The 17,786-nt window shown below is 37.8% G+C and carries 19 protein-coding genes; 10 read left to right on the forward strand and 9 right to left on the reverse strand.

From position 1 onward, the window contains the following. Nucleotides 1–114 precede the first annotated feature (114 nt). The 5 genes from H4J50_RS01420 (at nucleotide 115) to H4J50_RS01440 (ending at nucleotide 3,754) form a co-directional block, all read left to right on the forward strand. Nucleotides 115–774 (forward strand): DUF2726 domain-containing protein, encoded by a 660-nt coding sequence (locus H4J50_RS01420; RefSeq protein WP_182253967.1) that lies wholly within the window; start codon nucleotides 115–117, stop codon nucleotides 772–774. 131 nt (nucleotides 775–905) lie between these two features. Next, on the forward strand, nucleotides 906–1,616 hold the full coding sequence (gene mtnN / locus H4J50_RS01425) for a 5'-methylthioadenosine/S-adenosylhomocysteine nucleosidase (RefSeq protein ID WP_108457388.1): 711 nt from the start codon (nucleotides 906–908) through the stop codon (nucleotides 1,614–1,616). After that, nucleotides 1,616–2,593 (forward strand): cobalamin biosynthesis protein, encoded by a 978-nt coding sequence (locus tag H4J50_RS01430; protein ID WP_182253969.1) that lies wholly within the window; start codon nucleotides 1,616–1,618, stop codon nucleotides 2,591–2,593. Before mtnN ends, H4J50_RS01430 begins: the two co-directional genes overlap by 1 nt. 124 nt (nucleotides 2,594–2,717) lie before the next feature. Further along, complete coding sequence (locus H4J50_RS01435) at nucleotides 2,718–3,110, forward strand: rhodanese-like domain-containing protein (RefSeq protein WP_182253971.1); 393 nt, start codon at nucleotides 2,718–2,720, stop codon at nucleotides 3,108–3,110. An 11-nt stretch (nucleotides 3,111–3,121) separates the two neighbouring features. Then, the gene (locus H4J50_RS01440) at nucleotides 3,122–3,754 is read left to right on the forward strand and encodes a trimeric intracellular cation channel family protein (RefSeq protein ID WP_108457391.1); all 633 of its coding nucleotides are present in this window, start codon (nucleotides 3,122–3,124) and stop codon (nucleotides 3,752–3,754) included. 135 nt (nucleotides 3,755–3,889) lie between these two features. On the opposite strand, the gene H4J50_RS01445 is transcribed toward H4J50_RS01440, so the two are convergent. The 5 genes from H4J50_RS01445 to H4J50_RS01465 form a co-directional block, all read right to left on the reverse strand. Next, on the reverse strand, nucleotides 3,890–5,260 hold the full coding sequence (locus H4J50_RS01445) for a lyase family protein (protein ID WP_182253972.1): 1,371 nt from the start codon (nucleotides 5,258–5,260) through the stop codon (nucleotides 3,890–3,892). 109 nt (nucleotides 5,261–5,369) lie between these two features. After that, entirely contained in the window at nucleotides 5,370–6,119 is a 750-nt protein-coding gene (locus H4J50_RS01450; protein WP_108457393.1) for a PRC-barrel domain-containing protein, read from the reverse strand. 635 nt (nucleotides 6,120–6,754) lie between these two features. Further along, nucleotides 6,755–7,504, reverse strand: coding sequence for an ABC transporter substrate-binding protein (locus H4J50_RS01455; protein ID WP_182253974.1), 750 nt, complete (start codon nucleotides 7,502–7,504; stop codon nucleotides 6,755–6,757). 276 nt (nucleotides 7,505–7,780) lie between these two features. After that, a complete protein-coding gene (locus H4J50_RS01460; RefSeq protein ID WP_182253976.1) occupies nucleotides 7,781–8,590 on the reverse strand; it encodes a DUF2306 domain-containing protein in 810 nt (269 codons plus the stop codon). Between the two features lie 450 nt (nucleotides 8,591–9,040). Further along, entirely contained in the window at nucleotides 9,041–9,301 is a 261-nt protein-coding gene (locus tag H4J50_RS01465; RefSeq protein WP_182253978.1) for a hypothetical protein, read from the reverse strand. Nucleotides 9,302–9,679: 378 nt separating this feature from the next. Between H4J50_RS01465 and H4J50_RS01470 the strand changes: the two genes are divergently transcribed. Then, entirely contained in the window at nucleotides 9,680–11,158 is a 1,479-nt protein-coding gene (locus H4J50_RS01470) for a carbon starvation protein A (protein ID WP_108457397.1), read from the forward strand. Nucleotides 11,159–11,246: 88 nt separating this feature from the next. Here H4J50_RS01470 and H4J50_RS01475 read toward each other — a convergent pair whose 3' ends face one another. Further along, entirely contained in the window at nucleotides 11,247–11,414 is a 168-nt protein-coding gene (locus tag H4J50_RS01475) for a PLD nuclease N-terminal domain-containing protein (RefSeq protein ID WP_108457398.1), read from the reverse strand. A gap of 207 nt (nucleotides 11,415–11,621) precedes the next feature. Here H4J50_RS01475 and H4J50_RS01480 point away from each other — a divergent pair, with 207 nt between their 5' ends. Both H4J50_RS01480 and H4J50_RS01485 read left to right on the forward strand, forming a co-directional pair. After that, nucleotides 11,622–13,094 (forward strand): TrkH family potassium uptake protein, encoded by a 1,473-nt coding sequence (locus H4J50_RS01480; RefSeq protein WP_182253980.1) that lies wholly within the window; start codon nucleotides 11,622–11,624, stop codon nucleotides 13,092–13,094. 5 nt (nucleotides 13,095–13,099) lie between these two features. Continuing rightward, nucleotides 13,100–13,756 (forward strand): TrkA family potassium uptake protein, encoded by a 657-nt coding sequence (locus H4J50_RS01485; RefSeq protein WP_182253982.1) that lies wholly within the window; start codon nucleotides 13,100–13,102, stop codon nucleotides 13,754–13,756. Between the two features lie 78 nt (nucleotides 13,757–13,834). Here H4J50_RS01485 and H4J50_RS01490 read toward each other — a convergent pair whose 3' ends face one another. Next, nucleotides 13,835–14,218, reverse strand: coding sequence for a PAS domain-containing protein (locus tag H4J50_RS01490; RefSeq protein ID WP_108457401.1), 384 nt, complete (start codon nucleotides 14,216–14,218; stop codon nucleotides 13,835–13,837). A gap of 152 nt (nucleotides 14,219–14,370) precedes the next feature. Here H4J50_RS01490 and H4J50_RS01495 point away from each other — a divergent pair, with 152 nt between their 5' ends. Next, nucleotides 14,371–15,066 carry a tRNA (adenine(22)-N(1))-methyltransferase TrmK gene (locus H4J50_RS01495; protein ID WP_182253984.1) on the forward strand — a complete coding sequence of 232 codons (696 nt, stop codon included), beginning with the start codon at nucleotides 14,371–14,373 and terminating at the stop codon, nucleotides 15,064–15,066. Between the two features lie 40 nt (nucleotides 15,067–15,106). On the opposite strand, the gene H4J50_RS01500 is transcribed toward H4J50_RS01495, so the two are convergent. After that, on the reverse strand, nucleotides 15,107–15,388 hold the full coding sequence (locus H4J50_RS01500) for a hypothetical protein (protein ID WP_182253986.1): 282 nt from the start codon (nucleotides 15,386–15,388) through the stop codon (nucleotides 15,107–15,109). A gap of 589 nt (nucleotides 15,389–15,977) precedes the next feature. Then, a complete protein-coding gene (locus H4J50_RS01505; protein ID WP_182253988.1) occupies nucleotides 15,978–16,268 on the reverse strand; it encodes a hypothetical protein in 291 nt (96 codons plus the stop codon). A gap of 308 nt (nucleotides 16,269–16,576) precedes the next feature. Here H4J50_RS01505 and H4J50_RS01510 point away from each other — a divergent pair, with 308 nt between their 5' ends. Further along, nucleotides 16,577–17,779 carry an IS256 family transposase gene (locus H4J50_RS01510; protein ID WP_182253990.1) on the forward strand — a complete coding sequence of 401 codons (1,203 nt, stop codon included), beginning with the start codon at nucleotides 16,577–16,579 and terminating at the stop codon, nucleotides 17,777–17,779. Nucleotides 17,780–17,786: the final 7 nt, after the last annotated feature.

Here is a 17,786-nt window from a genome sequence, read left to right on the forward strand (position 1 = left end):
GAAAATGAATATTATTAACTCACTAACGTGTTCATAACATCATCTATGGCTCATTTTTTGCTTTATCAAGTTAACTAAGATAAACGTCAAGAAATTGAACTGCCGGAGATGTATATGGAACTTATTCTATTTGCCATGATCAGCCTAATTGTTATTGTTGGTATGCTTGCGAGCCGCTTAAACGATAATAGTTTTCCCTTTCCTTTCGATCGTAAAACTGCATTATTTACTCCCGCAGAAAAAAACTTTCAAAACCTTGTTGAGCAAGCTATGGGCTCAAAGTATCGAATTATTAACCGCGTTAAACTTGCTGATATTGTTAGTATTCGCAATGGCGTATCAAAGCGAGCCGGCCAAACCGCCTCGAATAATGCGCATAGTAAGTACTTAGACTTTGTTATTTGTGAGCGTGAAAGCATGAAAATGCTTGGCGTAATAGATTTAGTCGACACCCAAGGAAAAGGCTACAAAGTTAAGAAAGATTGGTTTGTAAGTGGCGCGCTTGAAGCCGCCGCTATTCCTCATATTCGCATTAAAGTAAAAGCTAATTACACCATTGATGAAATTCGTGCTTGTATTAACAGCCGTATGTTGGGTAATAAAACTGCTGCTCCACAAGTAAAAGGTAGAATTATTCCAGCGCCATTGGTTAAAGCACGACCTAGAGCAACAGGTGCATTATCACCAACGGCGGCTCATGCCATGTTATCAAAAGATACGCCAGCTATGCCAAGGCAGCTTTCAGCTAATCAAGTAGCAGCGCTGCCACACTAAAAAATTAAAATATAAAACAAAAAGCAGACATCTAAGTCTGCTTTTTTTGTTGATATGCAAAAGTCGCGCTATAATCCGCCCATAAACTATGGCGCAATGTGGTCGTCAAAATATAGATAGGATTAAAGTTAATGAAAGCAGGTATTATTGGCGCAATGGAACCTGAAGTTGCTATTTTAAAAGCAAAATTAGAAAATTGCCAAACATCTACACACGCTGGTTATACATTTTATCAGGGATTATTAAATGGCTCTGATGTAGTTATTGTTCAATCGGGCATTGGTAAAGTAGCCGCGGCATTAGCCACAGCGATTCTTATTGATAAGTTTCAACCTGATTATGTGGTTAATACTGGTTCGGCAGGTGGTTTTGAACAGTCGCTTAAAGTAGGCGATATTGTTATTAGCTCAGAAGTGCGTTATCACGATGTTGACGTAACAGCCTTTGGTTATGAAATAGGTCAATTACCGGCTAACCCGCCAGCCTATATTCCTCACCCAGAACTTGTAGCCGCAGCAAAAATTGGCATAAGCTCGCTTGAAAATGTACAAACGTTAGTCGGCCTAATTACCACTGGCGATACCTTTATGACCAAAGATGACGACATTGCAAAAGCCAGAGCCAACTTTCCCACTATGGCAGCAGTTGAAATGGAAGGTGCTGCCATTGCTCACACTTGTCATCAGTTCAACACACCTTTTGTGGTTATTCGTTCAATGTCAGATATTGCAGGTAAAGAATCGCCAACTTCATTTGAAGCTTATTTAGAAACAGCTTCAGTTAACTCGTCGACCTTAGTCACGAGTATGCTCGAAGCTCTGAAAGGAAAATCGTTAAACTAATGCAATATCTGAGTGATATATTAACCAGTCCATATTTGTATTCTTCTGCGTTCACGTTGTTATTGTTGCTCGCATTAAAAGCAATTATTGGTCATTTTATTACTCAGCAACCATTAGCTTTTTTCAGTTTCTATTGTCAGCGCCTCGCTGACAAGGTGAATAAATCCAGTAATAGTGCACGCCAACAAAACATTTCAGGCTTAATTGCCGTCCTTGTTACGTTAATCCCTATAATTGCCATTTTATGGTTATTTGAAATATTCATTGAAGTGCAATGGCTTTGGCATGCGTTTTTACTTTATTTTGCCTTAGGTAATTTTGGCTTAACTAAAGCGAATAAAGCTATTGCACGTGAATTAGTTGCTAATAATACCTACCAAGCTAAGCAAAAGGTGGCTCCGTTATTATTGCGCGACACCGAACAGCTATCGCCACTAGGTATCAGTAAAGCCTGCATTGAGATGCAAGTATTACGTAGCTCGCAATTGCTAGTTTGTGTTGGGTTTTACTTTCTCTTTTTTGGCCCTTTAGCGGCGCTGTCATTTCGTTTATTACTAGAAATGCATTACGCATGGAATATTAAAATATACCGTTTTGTCCATTTTGGCGCTGCGGTAAACCATATCATTAAATTACTTCAATGGTTGCCGTCACGAATTTTTGCATTACTCCTTTTACTTGGCACTGTTGGGCAAAACACTTTGCTTTACTGGCGTTTAATACGAGGTAAGTTTTTTCAAACTAACAACAATATTTTATTGCACATATTATCTTTAGGTCTAGAAATAAAGCTCAGTGGCGTAGCCATGTATAGTGGTAATAAAGTACGTAAAGCTAGCTTTAATGATCACGCAAGACAACCGCAAACTACCGACATTATTCATGCTAGCAAACGAATAAATTACGCACTTTATATTTTGGTTTTATTACTACTGCTGATTGGCGTAACGTCCTATTCTATTTCAGGTCTTACTTGATAATATTTATGGTTTAGATAACTAACTTATTTACCGGTAATTAAAAGCCTTTGCTATCATAACGATTAAGGTAAACTGTAAGTAATAACGTAAAACTGAGTTTAACCGTATTTAAGGATTTTTTATGAAATTTATCCAGTCAACTTTGATTGTTTTATTAAGCCTGTTTGCTTTAACCTCTTTTGCCGAAGAAACAACAACACCCATTTCACAACAAGCTCTTTTAACCTTAATGGCGACCCCTGCAAATAAAACTATTGTTTTAGATGTGCGCACCGCCGAAGAATTCGCTGAAGGGCATATTGTCGGTGCTATTAATATTAGCCATGAACAAATTAATGCAAATCTCAGTAAAATTATGGGTTTTAAAGATCAAACCGTTGTCGTGCATTGTCGTTCAGGTCGTCGCGCTGTAAGTGCAGAAAATGATTTACGCGCCGCTGGATTTAGCGACCTTCGCCACCTTGAAGGCGATATGAATAGTTGGCAAGCCGCTGACTTACCTTTAACTAAATAAGTACCTTTGCAATGCTAGAATTACTTTATTGGCTCGACCTTTTCGGCGTTATTGTTTTTGCCTTTTCAGGGGCGTTAATGGCCGGTCGCTATCAACTCGACCCATTTGGTGTTGCCGTATTATCTGCGGTTACCGCAATTGGCGGCGGCACTATTCGTGATGTAATTTTACAAACGCCAGTATTTTGGGTCAAAAATCCAATATATTTGTATGTCATTCTAGCGACTGCCGTACTCACTATTATTTTTATTCGATGCCCTAAACGTATTCCCAAACGATTTCTTTTGGTTTCCGATGCCTTTGGTTTAGCTTTGTTTGCTGTGTTAGGCACTGAAAAAGCCCTAACCTTAGGTGCAGCTGTTCCCGTTGCTATTTTATTGGGCATGGTGACAGGTGTTGCTGGCGGTATGATCCGCGACGTGCTTTGTAATGTTATTCCGATGATATTACGACAAGAAATTTACGCCACTGCGGCTATTTTAGGTGGCGTATTATTTACCTCACTCACCTATCTAGACCTTCCTGCCCATGTTGCCATTATTGGCTCAATATTAGGTGCATTAGCGTTACGTTTAGCTGCTATTTATTGGCGAGTAACCTTGCCAGCTTTTGAATTAATTGATCATGATGAAAGTAATAAATAGCCATATATATATCGATTGTGAACTAAGTGGGTGTCAGCTTAGTCCACATGTCAAAGTCATTTACTCACTACATCCCTGTAAAGCATATCTATTCGCTGATATATGAAATTTGTCAGCTGTTTATATGATTATATTTTATTCACGGGTAAGTCGTTTAGGGTCGAGTAGTTTAATAAGTTCGGCTTCACTGATATCCGTGAGTTCTCTTGCCACATCTAACACCGTTCTTTTTTCTTCGTACGCTTTTTTAGCAATCTCGGCGCTTTTGTCATAACCAATCAACTGGTTTAACGCCGTTGCTAAAATAGGATTTTTTGCCAAGTTATGATTAATCATCGAATGATTTACTTTCATATCTTTAATCACTTTATCGGCAAGGGCGATGCTGCTTGACGTTAAAAGTTGAATACTTTGCACCAACGTATGACCAATCAGAGGTAGCATGGTGTTGAGTTGAAAGTTACCCGATTGCCCAGCTAAGGTAACAGTGGTGTCGTTGCCAATAACCTGAGTACAAGCCATTAAAACCGCTTCTGAGATCACAGGGTTAACTTTGCCTGGCATAATACTGCTGCCTTTTTGTAGTTCGGGTAGCTGTAATTCATTTAAGCCATTTAAAGGCCCACTGCTCAGCCAACGAATGTCATTACTTACTTTACTCAGACTAACCGCTGTAGTTTTTAGCACACCACTGATCTGCACGGCTGTATCTTGAGCACTTATGGCGCGAAAATAATTATCAGCAGGGGTAAATGATAATCCTGTTCTTTGCGTTAATACCCGAGTAACAATGCCTGAAAATTCTGGATGTGTGTTAACACCTGTACCGATTGCGGTTCCGCCAATAGCCAATTTCAATAAACTCGGTAAGCTATTTTCCAACTGTTGATGTGCATAACGAATTTGACTACTCCAGCCACTTATTTCCTGAGCGAAACTTAACGGCATAGCATCCATTAAATGCGTTCTGCCAGTTTTAATGGTGTTGTGGTGTTCACTCGCTTTTGCATCCAAGGTATCGCTTAAATGCTGTAGTGCGGGTAACAATTCATCAGAGATAAGCTTTGCTGCACTTAAGTGGATACATGACGGGATAACGTCATTAGAGCTTTGCCCCATGTTCACGTCATCGTTTGGGTGAAGAATAATTTTTTGCTGACTGTGTCGTTTAACTAACGAGACAATAACTTCATTAACGTTCATATTAGTGCTGGTGCCCGAGCCAGTTTGAAATACATCAACTGGGAACTGATTAACGTGAAAACCGTCAGCAACTTCTTTGGCAGCCAGTTGAATAGCAGCAGATTTATCAGTATCAAGCAGCCCTAATTCTTGATTAGCTTGAGCGCAGGCGCTTTTTAGTGTCGCTAGTGCCCATAGAAATGCTCGCGGCATTTTTAGCTCGCTAATGGTAAAATTGGTCAGGGCTTTGGCCGTTTCAGTACCATATAATATATCGGTTATCTCACTACTCTTTGATGGTTTATTGTCGTCATTTTTTTGCATTTAGTTATCCTTTAATTACTCGATAATAGTAGCTTGAAAATTTTTCGCCAACTAACTTTATGCCCATGGCAATAATGGGCATATTACTGTGAGAATATATTTAATTTGACTACTTATTGAATATGAGTTTATTTTTAACTTCTGCTAGATACTCAACATCATTCAATTTGTCTTCATTGTATTCTGGACACGCTTTTATCTGCTCAAAACTAAGATTACAGGTGACCGTTTTTTCTTCCCAATTTAACTTATCTAAATGCTTTGGAGAGATCAGTACTTTTTTGCCGCCTGGCAGCCAATCCCGGGTATCAACCACAATGTAAAGCAAAGACCAACTATGGGTGTCACAAATAAAGTCTTTGATATAGCCTTTTTTACCATCTAGAGCATCTATACCGTAATGTGTAATCTCATTGGTTGAACGAAGATGGTTGGTAGTTTTAGCATTTTCACTTTCTTTGCTATCTTTTGGCAATGTTTTTGGGTTAACCAAAGCCATTGGATACGCGTATTCACCCCATGCTCCAGCCCCTCCCCAATAGTAACCATAGGCATAATAATCAAAATAGTTCTTTTCAAACTCACGGGAAACGGTTTCGTGTTCATCTATTTGTGGACTGTTCTTAACCTTATCTTTTGTTATAGACACGTTAAGTTGCTGCTCTTTAGTATCGTATTCAAGCAGTGATATAGGGCTTATCAAGGTTTTTTCACTTAAGGGTACCCAAGGGCTGATATCAACAACCATAAACCTGATGGTCCAGTGTCTATCATCAAAATACACATCTGTTACCTGCCCAATTTCACCATCTACTGCATGAATAGTGCTTCCGTTTAGCTCTTCCAAATTGACTAACATCACTTTCTCCATATTTGTTCGTTATATTTAACAATTGATTTTCATCAAAACATCAGAATTTTCGCTCTCATACGTCGATAATAATTTAAGATGATTTCGTACAAGCGCCCTATTTAATATCTACGCAATCACCTATCACATTACTTAGTGTACGTAGTATAATTATAGTTCAAATTTTATTTATTTTAATATAAAAACACAATAACAATTAAAAACAACAATATAGAATCACAATAACAACCACCGATGATTAATTATAGTTAGTACACTAACTATAATTAATGCTCGGCACAAAAATTTAATGGCTTATGATTGAGTTTTATCTGACAAATGTATGTGTTAAAGGCCATATCTGCAGTTACTAATTACTCAGTAGCACTGTTATTTGTCATTTTCTAAACTTAGCACGCCAATGTGTTCGTTATGAATAACCAAGCTATAACGAAAATAGCTTTATTTACCTTTTTCACTGACTCTTCTGATTATTGTTGATATATGGCGTAGTGTTTAGCGACTAATCATTGACGTTTAACCGTATTCGATTTTCATGTATTTCATCAAGAGCAAAAAAAGTGGGAGGAAGCATCGAGGGGATAGGAAATTAGCTTTCAAGGCCGATGCTTTATAAGTGAAAGTTAGCGAGCAAGCTCGCTTGACACGAATACTTTATCTATCGCTTGCTGAAACTTCTCAACCAACTGCTGCTCGATATCAGAGCTAAGCGCAAAATAATAATGTTTTGATGGAAAGCGGTAAATAATTTCAAAATCAGCGGGATCAAGATCCGATGAAGTTAAGGTCTCACGCCAGCCATCTTCACCAAATATCCATAAATCTATCCGTCCAGCACTTAACATCAGACCCAAGTTTGTTGAGTGAGAAAGCAAGGTAATTCTGTCCAGCGGAACGCCTACCTCTTGAAGTATCTCCTCGCCAACATCATCTCTTACAGCACCGGTAATATATCCCATCATATCTTCTGGTTTGCTGATCGTAAGTTTACGTATTTTCAACGCTATCAAAACATCACTTTCAGAAGCAATAGGCCCGACCCATTGAAAGTCATTCTCTCGTTCGGGCGTTCTAATGGTGCTAAACAAAACCGTGTTAGGTCCCTTTTGAGCATTACTAAAACCTCTTGCCCAAGGTTGCACTAATATATTCTCCCGTTTTACTGGACTACCAGCACTCAACGAAGCAGCCAAAAGTAAATCTACCGCAGGTCCTTGCAATTTTCCATCTCGAATATAATTAAATGAAGCACTACTTTCAGTAATATAAGTAAGCTCATTAAGTTCGGTTGCGAATACCAAACTACTATTAGTCAAAGCAATAAATGCCACCAACATGCCTATAATCGAAAACCTATAAAAAACTTGTTGCATACCACTCCAAATGACAAAGAAATTTTAATGCTGACACTTAAATCTTCTCAATATTCGAGATAACAATAAACCTGAACGCGAAGGTTAGCTGAAAAAACAATGAGTGCTCAATCTAAGCAGGTGATTTAAATCATGCTTTATCATTTGTCAGATCCTACTTTTTATCCATTTTATATTAATGTAGAGATCCCTTTACTACTTTTAAATAATTCAATATGAATAAAGTATAAGCGATAGTTCATAAAAGCCACATTTATCACTTATTTTTTTCTAATTTTACACTTGTGGTAACCACATAGTAGCAGCCGCACCAAATATACCAACACCCATCACTAGCGTTGCAACAGCAAGCACTAATGAAACAATATATTTTCCAGTTGCATCAGCTTTATTCTGTGCCCAAAAATATAATTCTACTAGGGCTAACGGAATAAGGTACTGAGCAAATGCTAAGGCTATAATAAAAGGCCCTTCGAAGGTTTCAGGGTCAAAGCCAACAGGTGCTTGGTGTATTAAAATCCAAGCCATTAAGCCAACACGAAAAAACCAGCCTCCATTTACAACCATAAATAAGCGCAATGCCCATTGACGATGTTGTTTAATCTTACGTGCTATTGCATTGCGTAAAGCGAGAATGGCAAAGGTGATAATGAGCAACACCATAATATTCATAGCAACAAACATTGCCTGACCGCCGGGCATTTTTTCATAGCCCCAAATAAGATATAGCCCCAAAATACTGCCGATAAAAATGGTCAGTAGGTATATACGACCATTTATTCTGTGAAATTTAGGAAATTTTTCTCGAATTAGAGGAATAAGTTGCAAGGGCCCAAGTCCCATAATAACTACAGCGATTAAAACATGAATAATCAGGGCGATTAATCCAGACTGATTACCATTTGGAGACTCCAAAACCCCAGTATTACCTGCAAGCAATGCACCACCATAATGGGCAATGACGTAGTACACCATGATCCATTGGCCGATAACTGCCACAACAAACCAAAACTTTGCGATATTGCTTAATATTACATCTGCTCGTGTTGCAATATTATCAACCTTAACGATTTCACTTTCGTTCATACCTTATCCCTTTAACTTTATTTTTTTATTATCAGAAGTGATGTTGCAAAGGGTATTCCACATTATATTTCTATTAATTTCAGATGGTTATAAATTTAATTTATATCTAAAGGAAAGTTTTCACTATTAAAAGGCTTTTTTGACCAATATTTAATAAAGAGGCGATATTGGGAATCTCACCAATACTAAAATTTTACTGCCAACACCTTGGCATAACATGGTTAGAAAGTAGACATTTAAAAGCAGTGAAATACGTAACTCTTTAACCTTAGAATATATAAAAACAGAAAATACGAGAGAGGGAAGCAATATCTTTTGGGAATAATAAGTTCAAACCGCTACAGCAGCGTATATTATTGCTGGTGGTTTTTAAGCGAAGGTACACTAATATGTTAAAGATATACCGATAACGCTATTTTTTTAGCGACTATCGGTAAATTAATACCTTTTTTATTTACTTGATTTAGGTATAGCAAAATTAGCATAAATAGTTGTTGCTGCTCCGCTCACAAGCAATAGCATCGCAATACCAAACATAGCTTCACTTTGGGCTTCAAAAGCCATGAAGTATATTCCTAAAGCAACAAAGAGTAAGCCAAGATAAATAAACACTTTGGGATGAGATGATATTAGTCCGGGTGTTTGGGCGTTTTTTAATGTTTTAGATTTATTATGCGCTGAAGCTTTTCTTTTGTGCTTATTTGTCGGCATTACCAACTCCTTTAATCAGTACCTCATGATCGAGGCAATTTAAAAACACGATAAATTAAGTCCACATTAAAGTTATCTTAAGTAATTTACACAGTAGCAAGCAACATATTTATCATCACTATTTTTAGATAGTTAGGCAGCAACTCGTTAAAAAATTAAATCATAGGTGAAGTGATGACGTTACAACTACAATAAATGTTAGTGCATTTAATATGTAAACGATGTAAATAATGACATATATTAATCAACATATTAGCCAAACGTCTTATTGTTAAGGTCTTTGGCATTTGTTAAGGTTCGCCGCTTATTTAAAAAATCGCAAAAACAAGCGATAATTTATCCACTTTATTATACAAACACATAAGAGAAACGTGCTTTATGATCATCTTTTTTATCTGTCTCACCATTCTAATACTGGGTTACAAATTTTATAGCCCCTTTGTAGCAAAACAAGCAGGTTTAGACTCTACTATTGATACACCTCAGAAGCGCTTTAGTGAAGGTGTTGATTATGTGCCTATTCATCCAGTACGCGCGTTTTTAATTCAATTTTTAAATATTGCCGGTGTAGGCCCAATATTTGGCCCAATACTGGGTGCATTATATGGTCCAATAGCCTTAGTTTGGATAGTATTAGGTAACGTTTTAGGTGGTGCTGTTCACGACTTCTTCTCAGGGGTTATGAGTATTAAAGAAGACGGAAAAAGCTTACCTGAAATAGCAGGAAAATATTACAACGTTGTTTTTAAAGGCTTTATGTTGATATTTACGGCTATGTTACTGTTTTTCGTCGGTGTAGTATTTATCATGAGTCCTGCGGGATTACTCAGTAATTTAGATTTTTTCGAAGGTACTATTTTAGCTAATAATACCTTTTGGGTATTAGCTATTTTAGCTTATTACTTTTTAGCAACCTTATTGCCGATTGATAAAATAATCACTAAATTTTATCCATTTTTTGGTTTATTAATGATCGTGATGACAGTTTCAATTGCCATAGCACTTTTATTTAATGCACCACACTTACCTATAACAGGCGATTTTTTAGCGTACTTTGAAGCCGATCACGCACACGACTTTTTAACACCAAACCCTGACGGCTTACCAGCCTGGCCACTGTTATTTATTACCATTACCTGTGGTGCAATTAGTGGTTTTCATTCAACTCAAGCACCTATTATTGCTCGCTGCCTAACTAATGAAAAATATGTACGCCCGGTATATTACGGTGCCATGATCAGTGAAGGTGTTGTGGGTTGTGTTTGGGCACTTGCTGGTATTGCAGCATTCCCTGAGGGTTATGCTGGACTAAAAGCACTGCTCGATGCAGGTGGTCCTGGATTAGTAGTTAATCATGTCGCAAATAGTTATCTTGGCGTATTTGGCGGAGTTATGGCGATTATTGCAGTTGCTGTTTTCCCTATAACATCTGGTGATACTGCGTTTCGCTCATTGCGCTTAACGGTTGTTGATGCTTTTAATATTCCACAAAGCATGCGAAATCGATTATTGCTTGCGGTACCAATATTGACTATTGCTTACTTTATGACAAAACTCGATTTTACAGTAATTTGGCGTTATTTTGCGTTTTCAAATATGTTGCTCTCTACCAGCGTGCTATGGCTCGCAACAAAATATTTATTTGATCGTGGTACTTTCCATTGGATAACCAGTATACCTGCTGTAATCGCAACAGCCGTAACACTCTCCTATATTATGACCGCTGGAATAGGCTTTAACTTATCAAGCGAATACGGTAAACCTATTGGTATTACCGTAGCGATATTGGGCTTGATTTTACTGGTTATTGTTCACCTTGCTAAGGGTAAAAAAACTAAATTAGCAGTCGATACTTAATGTAGAAAATACACCTTTAAATAATTAAAACCCCAGCAATTTAACCATTAATTACTGGGGTTTTTCATATCTATAGCTGCTGTAATTGTTATCTGGGTCCAGCTAAAAACCAGATTATCAAACCGACAACGGGGAATAACAACACCACTAATGCCCAAACAATTTTTTCAGCCGTTGACGCACTTGATTTTAAAATACTAAGAATCGCCCAAATTGCGATAATTAAATGTATAAGTCCTAAAATACCTGTAAACATAAATTCTATCCTTAAGGATTATTAATTTTATCTCAACCACGAATATATTCGTGTCATTCATCAGTTATATTAAAGCATAATACATAAACTTACTTTAGACTAAGTAGAAGTAATTGATAAAGCAAATAATTGGATTTAAAGTATACCGCTTACAAGGTGTTTGTTGTTGTGAGTGCTTAATTCAATACTAAGTAATAAGGAAGAAACTTGTCAAAAAGCTCTGCTCCTGTCAGCACTAAAGGACAAACTAGCTTATTATTCGCCGCACGCCCCAAGGCGATATGTAAACATCTCTTTGAACTGCTAGGTTTAATGGGGTTACTAGTATTAGTTCCCATGAGTGTTTCACTTGCTAGTGGTCAGTACCCAGTGACATTAGCCTATTTAGCTATCGCGATGATTTGTGCCGTATGTTACGCAATTAGTCGCCGTATTAGCCGTGTAAAACAACTCCAACGTAATGAAACACTCGCTGTTGCCGCCTTAGTTTTTATATCATCTTCTTTGTTATTTACATTACCCATGTTGCAGTACGACATGTCATTTATCGATGCCTGGTTTGAAACAGTTTCAGGGGTAACAACCACAGGACTTTCAACTCTGCCCTCGGTAGAAGACAAGCCCATTGCATTTTTGTTTGCTCGTGGTTGGATGCAATGGGTTGGTGGTTTAGGTGTCATAGTGCTCGCATTAGCGATTCACACTCAACCCGGCATAGAAACAAAGATGTTTGGTGCCGATGCCGCCGATGTAGATTCGCATATTGGTGGTACTCGTGGGCATGCTAAACGTATTTTAGTGGTCTACGCTGTGCTAACGCTGATAGGCATTTTCGCCTTACTCGGCGCAGGTAGTTCGCTAATAGATGCCATAGTACACGCCATGGCTGCAGTCTCTACAGGCGGTTTTGCTAATCGTGACGATAGCTTTGCCTCATATGGCATGAGTGAGCAATGGATAGTGTCTATAATCTCCGTACTTGGTGCTATTTCATTACATCTTTATTACCGACCTACTATATCCTCACTGCGCGATAGTTTTAGAGATCCCCAACTTCGATGTCTACTCTTCCTCGTAGCTTTTGTGCCATTAGCAGTATTCGCTTTGGTTAAGTTGTCTGGTGGCGAAGCAACCATAGGTCAAGCATACTTTAATACGGTATCGGCGATTACAACTGCAGGTTTTGCATCATCTGATATATTACCATTTGGCAGTGCTGCCATGTTGTTAATTTGTGCCTGTATGTTTGTTGGTGGCGGTATTGGTAGCACAGCAGGTGGTATAAAAATTTATCGCTTGCTGGTGTTGTTTAAAGCCATGCAAATGTTTTTGCGCCGTGCAAGCAGTGGAGTTCATTCGCAGTTACATTTGCGCCTAGACGGTAAACGGGTAGACTATCTAACAATCGAGAACGTTTTAGCGATTATTTGTGGTTACTTATTTTTTCTCGTTAGTAGTTGGCTTATCTTTCTAGCTTACGACATGCCACCAATAGCATCACTATATGAAGTAACATCAGCGCTTGGAACAGCAGGCGTTTCTAGTGGGTTAACATCAGCTGAGCTACCCACCACCTTAAAACTGGTATTAATTTTCAATATGCTGCTCGGAAGAGTAGAAACTGTAGCCATTATTGTGCTGCTACTTCCAGCAACATGGATTGGTAAAAGAAGGAGTTAGACACTATGCGAATGGTAATTATAGGAGGCGGTTCTCTTGCTTCTCACTGCGCTGCAGCCTTGACTAAACGTGACCATGAAGTGGTTATCATAGAAAAAGATCAGGATAAAATTGATGTATTAAGCCAATATATCGATTGTGGTTTTATTTTAGGTGACGGTGCTAAGCCCAAATTTTTAGAAGAAGCCTGTGCAAAAAATACCGATGCCTTAATATGCTTATCTGACAGCGACACTGATAACCTACTCGCTGCACAAGTTGCGAAAACTATGGGTTTTAAAAGAGTGATTGTTAGGGTTGAAGACGACGAACTCGAACCTGTTTGTCACAACCTAAAGATGGAAGGCGTTATTTTCACTAACAAGCAACTAACAAGAGAAATTGTCAACATGAGCGAGTTGCATGATGGCATGCTCAGATCAGCATACTTAGAAGGAGAGTTGCAGTTTGTCGAGTTAACATTAGATGAAAACTGCCCTAAAACGCTCGACGAGGTTGAACTCCCCCAACAATGCCACTTAGTAACCGTCAATACTGGCGAGAAGTGCTACATACCCGCAGATGTTAAATCATTAAACACCTGTGATAAATTATTGTTTGTAAGCCGCCACGAAGATTTGGCTGAATTACGAAAGAGCTTAGGATTATCGTCAGACTCCTAATGTATTAGGTAGTAAAATAAAGCTAATTAAAGGTAAGAGCCCTCGGTATTTCCCAAGTAATTAGCTTTATTTATTGTACTACTTTATAAAATCACAATGCTTCAAAAATACATCATAAATCACTTTATCTACCTCAGTACCATAACAGCGCGTATGCATAAATTCGTTATTTTCTTCGTAAACGCTCGAGTTATAAATAATGTATTTAATTTCAGATTTTCCTTGTACCTGTGCAGGATAATTTTTTAATGTTTCAAAGCGGTTTAATCGCGTCATCATATCAGCCAAACAGACACTATCTATTTGAAATTCAGAAACATGGTGACCTATATATTCACCTTCCTTATATCCTAAAACATCAAGCTCACATTCATTTGCATATATAATAATGCCGGCAGGAGACACCACATGAATCCCAATTGATGAGTTATAGATAAAATCTTCTGGATTTTCAGTAAACATAATGCCCTTAAGAACCTAAAAATTACGCGTTTATTTTACTATTAAATTTTATGATTACCATAGGGGGCATTACTTCTGAAGATCAGACACTTAGCAAAATGGAATAAAACCATTACAATGCGATAAGTTAACATCGCAATAAAGGTCATGGATTGAAACTCAGTAAAAGATTAAAGCAGATTGAACAAATGGTAAGCTGGAATTACACCCATATATGGGATTGTTGCTGTGATCACGGCTTTTTAGGGGCAAGTCTTTTGTCACGACAAGCGGCACCAAATATACACTTTGTTGACATAGTACCTCAGCTAATCACCAGCGTAGAAAATAAACTTCAACAGTTTTACAAAAATGCGACTTCACAGTGGCAAACACACTGTATTGATGTTGCAAAACTGCCGTTACATTCATACCAGGGGAAGCACTTAGTGATTATTGCCGGTGTGGGTGGTGATCTAATGAATCAATTCATTAATGACATTTGTCAAAACAATCCTAAGCTAGAAATCGATTTTTTACTGTGTCCTGTTAATCAGCAATTTGCCCTGCGTAAAAAACTTATAGCACTTAAATGCAGTTTAAAAAGCGAAGCGTTAGTGGCAGACAATCATCGCTACTATGAAGTGATATTAGCCTCGACAGAAACCGATAAAAACAAGGGAATTAACAGCGAAATAACTCACCCTATAACCCCTGTAGGAAAGTATATTTGGCAAGCAGAAAATCCTCAACAAGCACTTGTCGTTAAAAAGTATTTAGAAAAAACACTTAATCACTATAAGCGAATTAAACAAGGCGGTACCGAGAATGTTGATCACATCATAAGTGCTTATAGCCGATTAATGTAACAGCTGGAGCAGTCAACCAATTACATAGCTCTTATTTAGCTCAATTGTCTTTAACTTCATCTTCTGTGACTTCTACATGTTCAACGTCAACTGGCTCAAATTCAAACTCAATACCGCCAATATGCGGTGTTAGTTTGTTGTAAACCCTCATACCAAACCTCACCATTATATAACCCATAACACCCTGAAATATTGGCATAATTAAAAACATCATACTAAAGCCACTAAAGCTTACTTCGTTACCACTAGTATCTTCGGCGGCAGGCGAAAACAATGCAATTAAACTGAATGGAATAACAAAAATCAATGAAGATGCCGCCATTAATATTGCAAATACCTTGGCGGTTTGGTGGCTAGAAAAACGTTTAACTTATACTTTCATTCATGCTCTCCTTGAGTGTTATCGAGCTTTTAAAGTTACTCATTTCTATTGTTAAGATTATGCTGAAAAATAATGTTTCCTAAGTCGTATAAATATAATGACTCCCGACAAAGTACTTGTTTCCATTTGTGGCTTAGTAGACAAGAGCCTTAATGGCGGTGTTAAACAACTAAAATCGCTCTCACAAAGCCAATATATCAGCGAACCTGACCCTACTGTTCTTGCTACCAGAGGTCGTTATTTCGTTAGTTTAATTATTCTTTGATATTACCATCTGAATCTATAGAAATAGCACCATCTGGTTTAGGTTTAGGTTTAGGTTTAGCATATGAAGTATATGAAGTATATGAAGTATATGTTTCAGGATAAGTGCTGCTATGAACACTTTGCAATGTTACGTTAACCAAGTCGACAAAAATATTTGTAAACAAATTACCACCCAAAATTTTTCTTGATCATGCTCAGAAAAATCAGGCAGTTTCTCCATTCTCTGACTTAAGAAGAAACACTTAATTAAATCAAAATAAGTTTAGTCTTCTGATAGACAGTGACTGTTTATTAATTCGATTTGCTGATGAATTTCGCTAGTGTTTTTTTCTTGCTCTGCCATGGCTAAGTCTATTTTGGCGGCAGTACACTTATCGGCTAATTCTTTATTCATTAGGTAGGTTTGATCTTGCTGTTGTTGTTTTAAACCTTCTGCGCCGCTGTATTGGTCGCGTGCTTCAGGCGGTCGATCTTTTTGATATGGTGGTGGCTGCGTGGCGCCACAAGCAGTGAGTAAAGCCAGTAAGAAAAGAGATAGACATTTATTGAACATGGTTGAAACTCCTTGTGCCTAAGGCACTGTATCACTTTATTAATTATAATTAGACTCGCGTAAATTTAGCTACACAATTTTTTCTGCTTGCTATTAATACAATAACTATCAGGTAATTATAAATATTCTAATAGTGTAATTACATCAATACTATGAAAAAACTGTAAAAGGCTTCAATACTAAATCAGTAAACTCAAGATGCTCTCGAGGTTTGTGTTAGTTGAGTAATTAGAACGAGTAAGTTGAATAAAAGGGAGTGTTCAAAAATCTGTGTCATTTCAGTAAACTAGTAAAAAGAGGAATGACACATGACAACTCAATTCTATTTTCAAGAAGCAGTTAAAGCACTCCAAGCAGGTAAAAACCTGAATGGCAAAGACGGTGTACTGACTGGGCTTATCAAAAAGTTAAGTGAAGCCGCACTGCAAGCTGAACTTGAAGAACACCTGGCCAACGAACAACAACCTAACCGTAAAAACGGCTCTAGCACTAAAACCGTTAAATCTTCTGTGGGTAATTTTGAACTTGATACACCAAGAGATAGAAGCGGCAGTTTTGAACCTCAACTGGTTAAGAAAAATCAAACGTCACTCACGGATGAAATAGATCAAAAAATATTGTCCATGTTCAGCATGGGCATGAGCTATCGAGATATTAGTAAACACATCGAAGATATGTATGGTATGAACGTTGCGACAGGCATGATAAGTGCTGTCACAGATAAACTCATCCCTGAGTTAAAAGCATGGCAGCAACGGCCTCTCGATAGCCATTACCCTATTGTTTGGCTTGATGCTATTCATTATAAAGTCAAAGAAGATGGTCGATATATCAGTAAAGCCGTTTACACTTTGCTTGGCTTAGATATTCACGGTAAAAAAGAAATACTGGGATTGCATCTCTCGGAAAATGAAGGGGCTAACTATTGGTTGTCGGTGCTTACCGATTTAAATAATCGTGGTGTTAAAGATATCCTAATCGCCTGTATTGATGGCCTGACAGGGTTTCCTGAGGCGATAAAAACTATTTTCCCAGAAACTGAAATTCAATTGTGTATCGTTCATCAAATACGCAACTCAATGAAGTATGTTGCATCTAAAAATCAAAAAGCGTTCATGGCTGATTTAAAGCCTGTCTATCGAGCGCCAACAAAGGAAGCAGCTGAGTTAGCGCTTGATGAACTTGACGCTAAATGGGGCAGTTCTTATCCGCTGGTCATCAATTCCTGGCGCAATAAGTGGCATAACTTATCGGCTTATTTCAAATATCCAGAGCATATCCGCAAAGTTATATACACGACGAATGCGGTTGAAGCAGTACATCGTCAATTTAGAAAACTGACAAAAACTAAAGGGGCTTTCCCGAATGAAAATAGCTTGTTGAAGCTACTTTATGCTGGCATATTAAACGCTACCGAGAAATGGACAATGCCCATTCACAATTGGAGCTTGTGTTTATCTCAGTTAGCGATTTACTTTGAAGGGCGTTTAGATAGCGTGCTCGATATTTAAATTTAAG

Origin of the sequence: Colwellia sp. 6M3 (assembly GCF_014077595.1) — a bacterium.
Classification (GTDB): domain Bacteria; phylum Pseudomonadota; class Gammaproteobacteria; order Enterobacterales; family Alteromonadaceae; genus Cognaticolwellia.

Coding starts and splice junctions, on each gene's coding strand:
- H4J50_RS01485 (WP_182253982.1), top strand. CDS start 13,100: ATGCGAATGGTAATTATAGGAGGCGGTTCTCTTGCTTCTCACTGCGCT.
- H4J50_RS01510 (WP_182253990.1), top strand. CDS start 16,577: ATGACAACTCAATTCTATTTTCAAGAAGCAGTTAAAGCACTCCAAGCA.
- H4J50_RS01505 (WP_182253988.1), bottom strand. CDS start 16,268: ATGTTCAATAAATGTCTATCTCTTTTCTTACTGGCTTTACTCACTGCT.
- H4J50_RS01490 (WP_108457401.1), bottom strand. CDS start 14,218: ATGTTTACTGAAAATCCAGAAGATTTTATCTATAACTCATCAATTGGG.
- H4J50_RS01470 (WP_108457397.1), top strand. CDS start 9,680: ATGATCATCTTTTTTATCTGTCTCACCATTCTAATACTGGGTTACAAA.
- H4J50_RS01475 (WP_108457398.1), bottom strand. CDS start 11,414: ATGTTTACAGGTATTTTAGGACTTATACATTTAATTATCGCAATTTGG.
- H4J50_RS01450 (WP_108457393.1), bottom strand. CDS start 6,119: ATGTTAGTCAATTTGGAAGAGCTAAACGGAAGCACTATTCATGCAGTA.
- mtnN (WP_108457388.1), top strand. CDS start 906: ATGAAAGCAGGTATTATTGGCGCAATGGAACCTGAAGTTGCTATTTTA.
- H4J50_RS01500 (WP_182253986.1), bottom strand. CDS start 15,388: ATGGCGGCATCTTCATTGATTTTTGTTATTCCATTCAGTTTAATTGCA.
- H4J50_RS01455 (WP_182253974.1), bottom strand. CDS start 7,504: ATGCAACAAGTTTTTTATAGGTTTTCGATTATAGGCATGTTGGTGGCA.
- H4J50_RS01445 (WP_182253972.1), bottom strand. CDS start 5,260: ATGCAAAAAAATGACGACAATAAACCATCAAAGAGTAGTGAGATAACC.
- H4J50_RS01440 (WP_108457391.1), top strand. CDS start 3,122: ATGCTAGAATTACTTTATTGGCTCGACCTTTTCGGCGTTATTGTTTTT.
- H4J50_RS01465 (WP_182253978.1), bottom strand. CDS start 9,301: ATGCCGACAAATAAGCACAAAAGAAAAGCTTCAGCGCATAATAAATCT.
- H4J50_RS01420 (WP_182253967.1), top strand. CDS start 115: ATGGAACTTATTCTATTTGCCATGATCAGCCTAATTGTTATTGTTGGT.
- H4J50_RS01430 (WP_182253969.1), top strand. CDS start 1,616: ATGCAATATCTGAGTGATATATTAACCAGTCCATATTTGTATTCTTCT.
- H4J50_RS01460 (WP_182253976.1), bottom strand. CDS start 8,590: ATGAACGAAAGTGAAATCGTTAAGGTTGATAATATTGCAACACGAGCA.
- H4J50_RS01435 (WP_182253971.1), top strand. CDS start 2,718: ATGAAATTTATCCAGTCAACTTTGATTGTTTTATTAAGCCTGTTTGCT.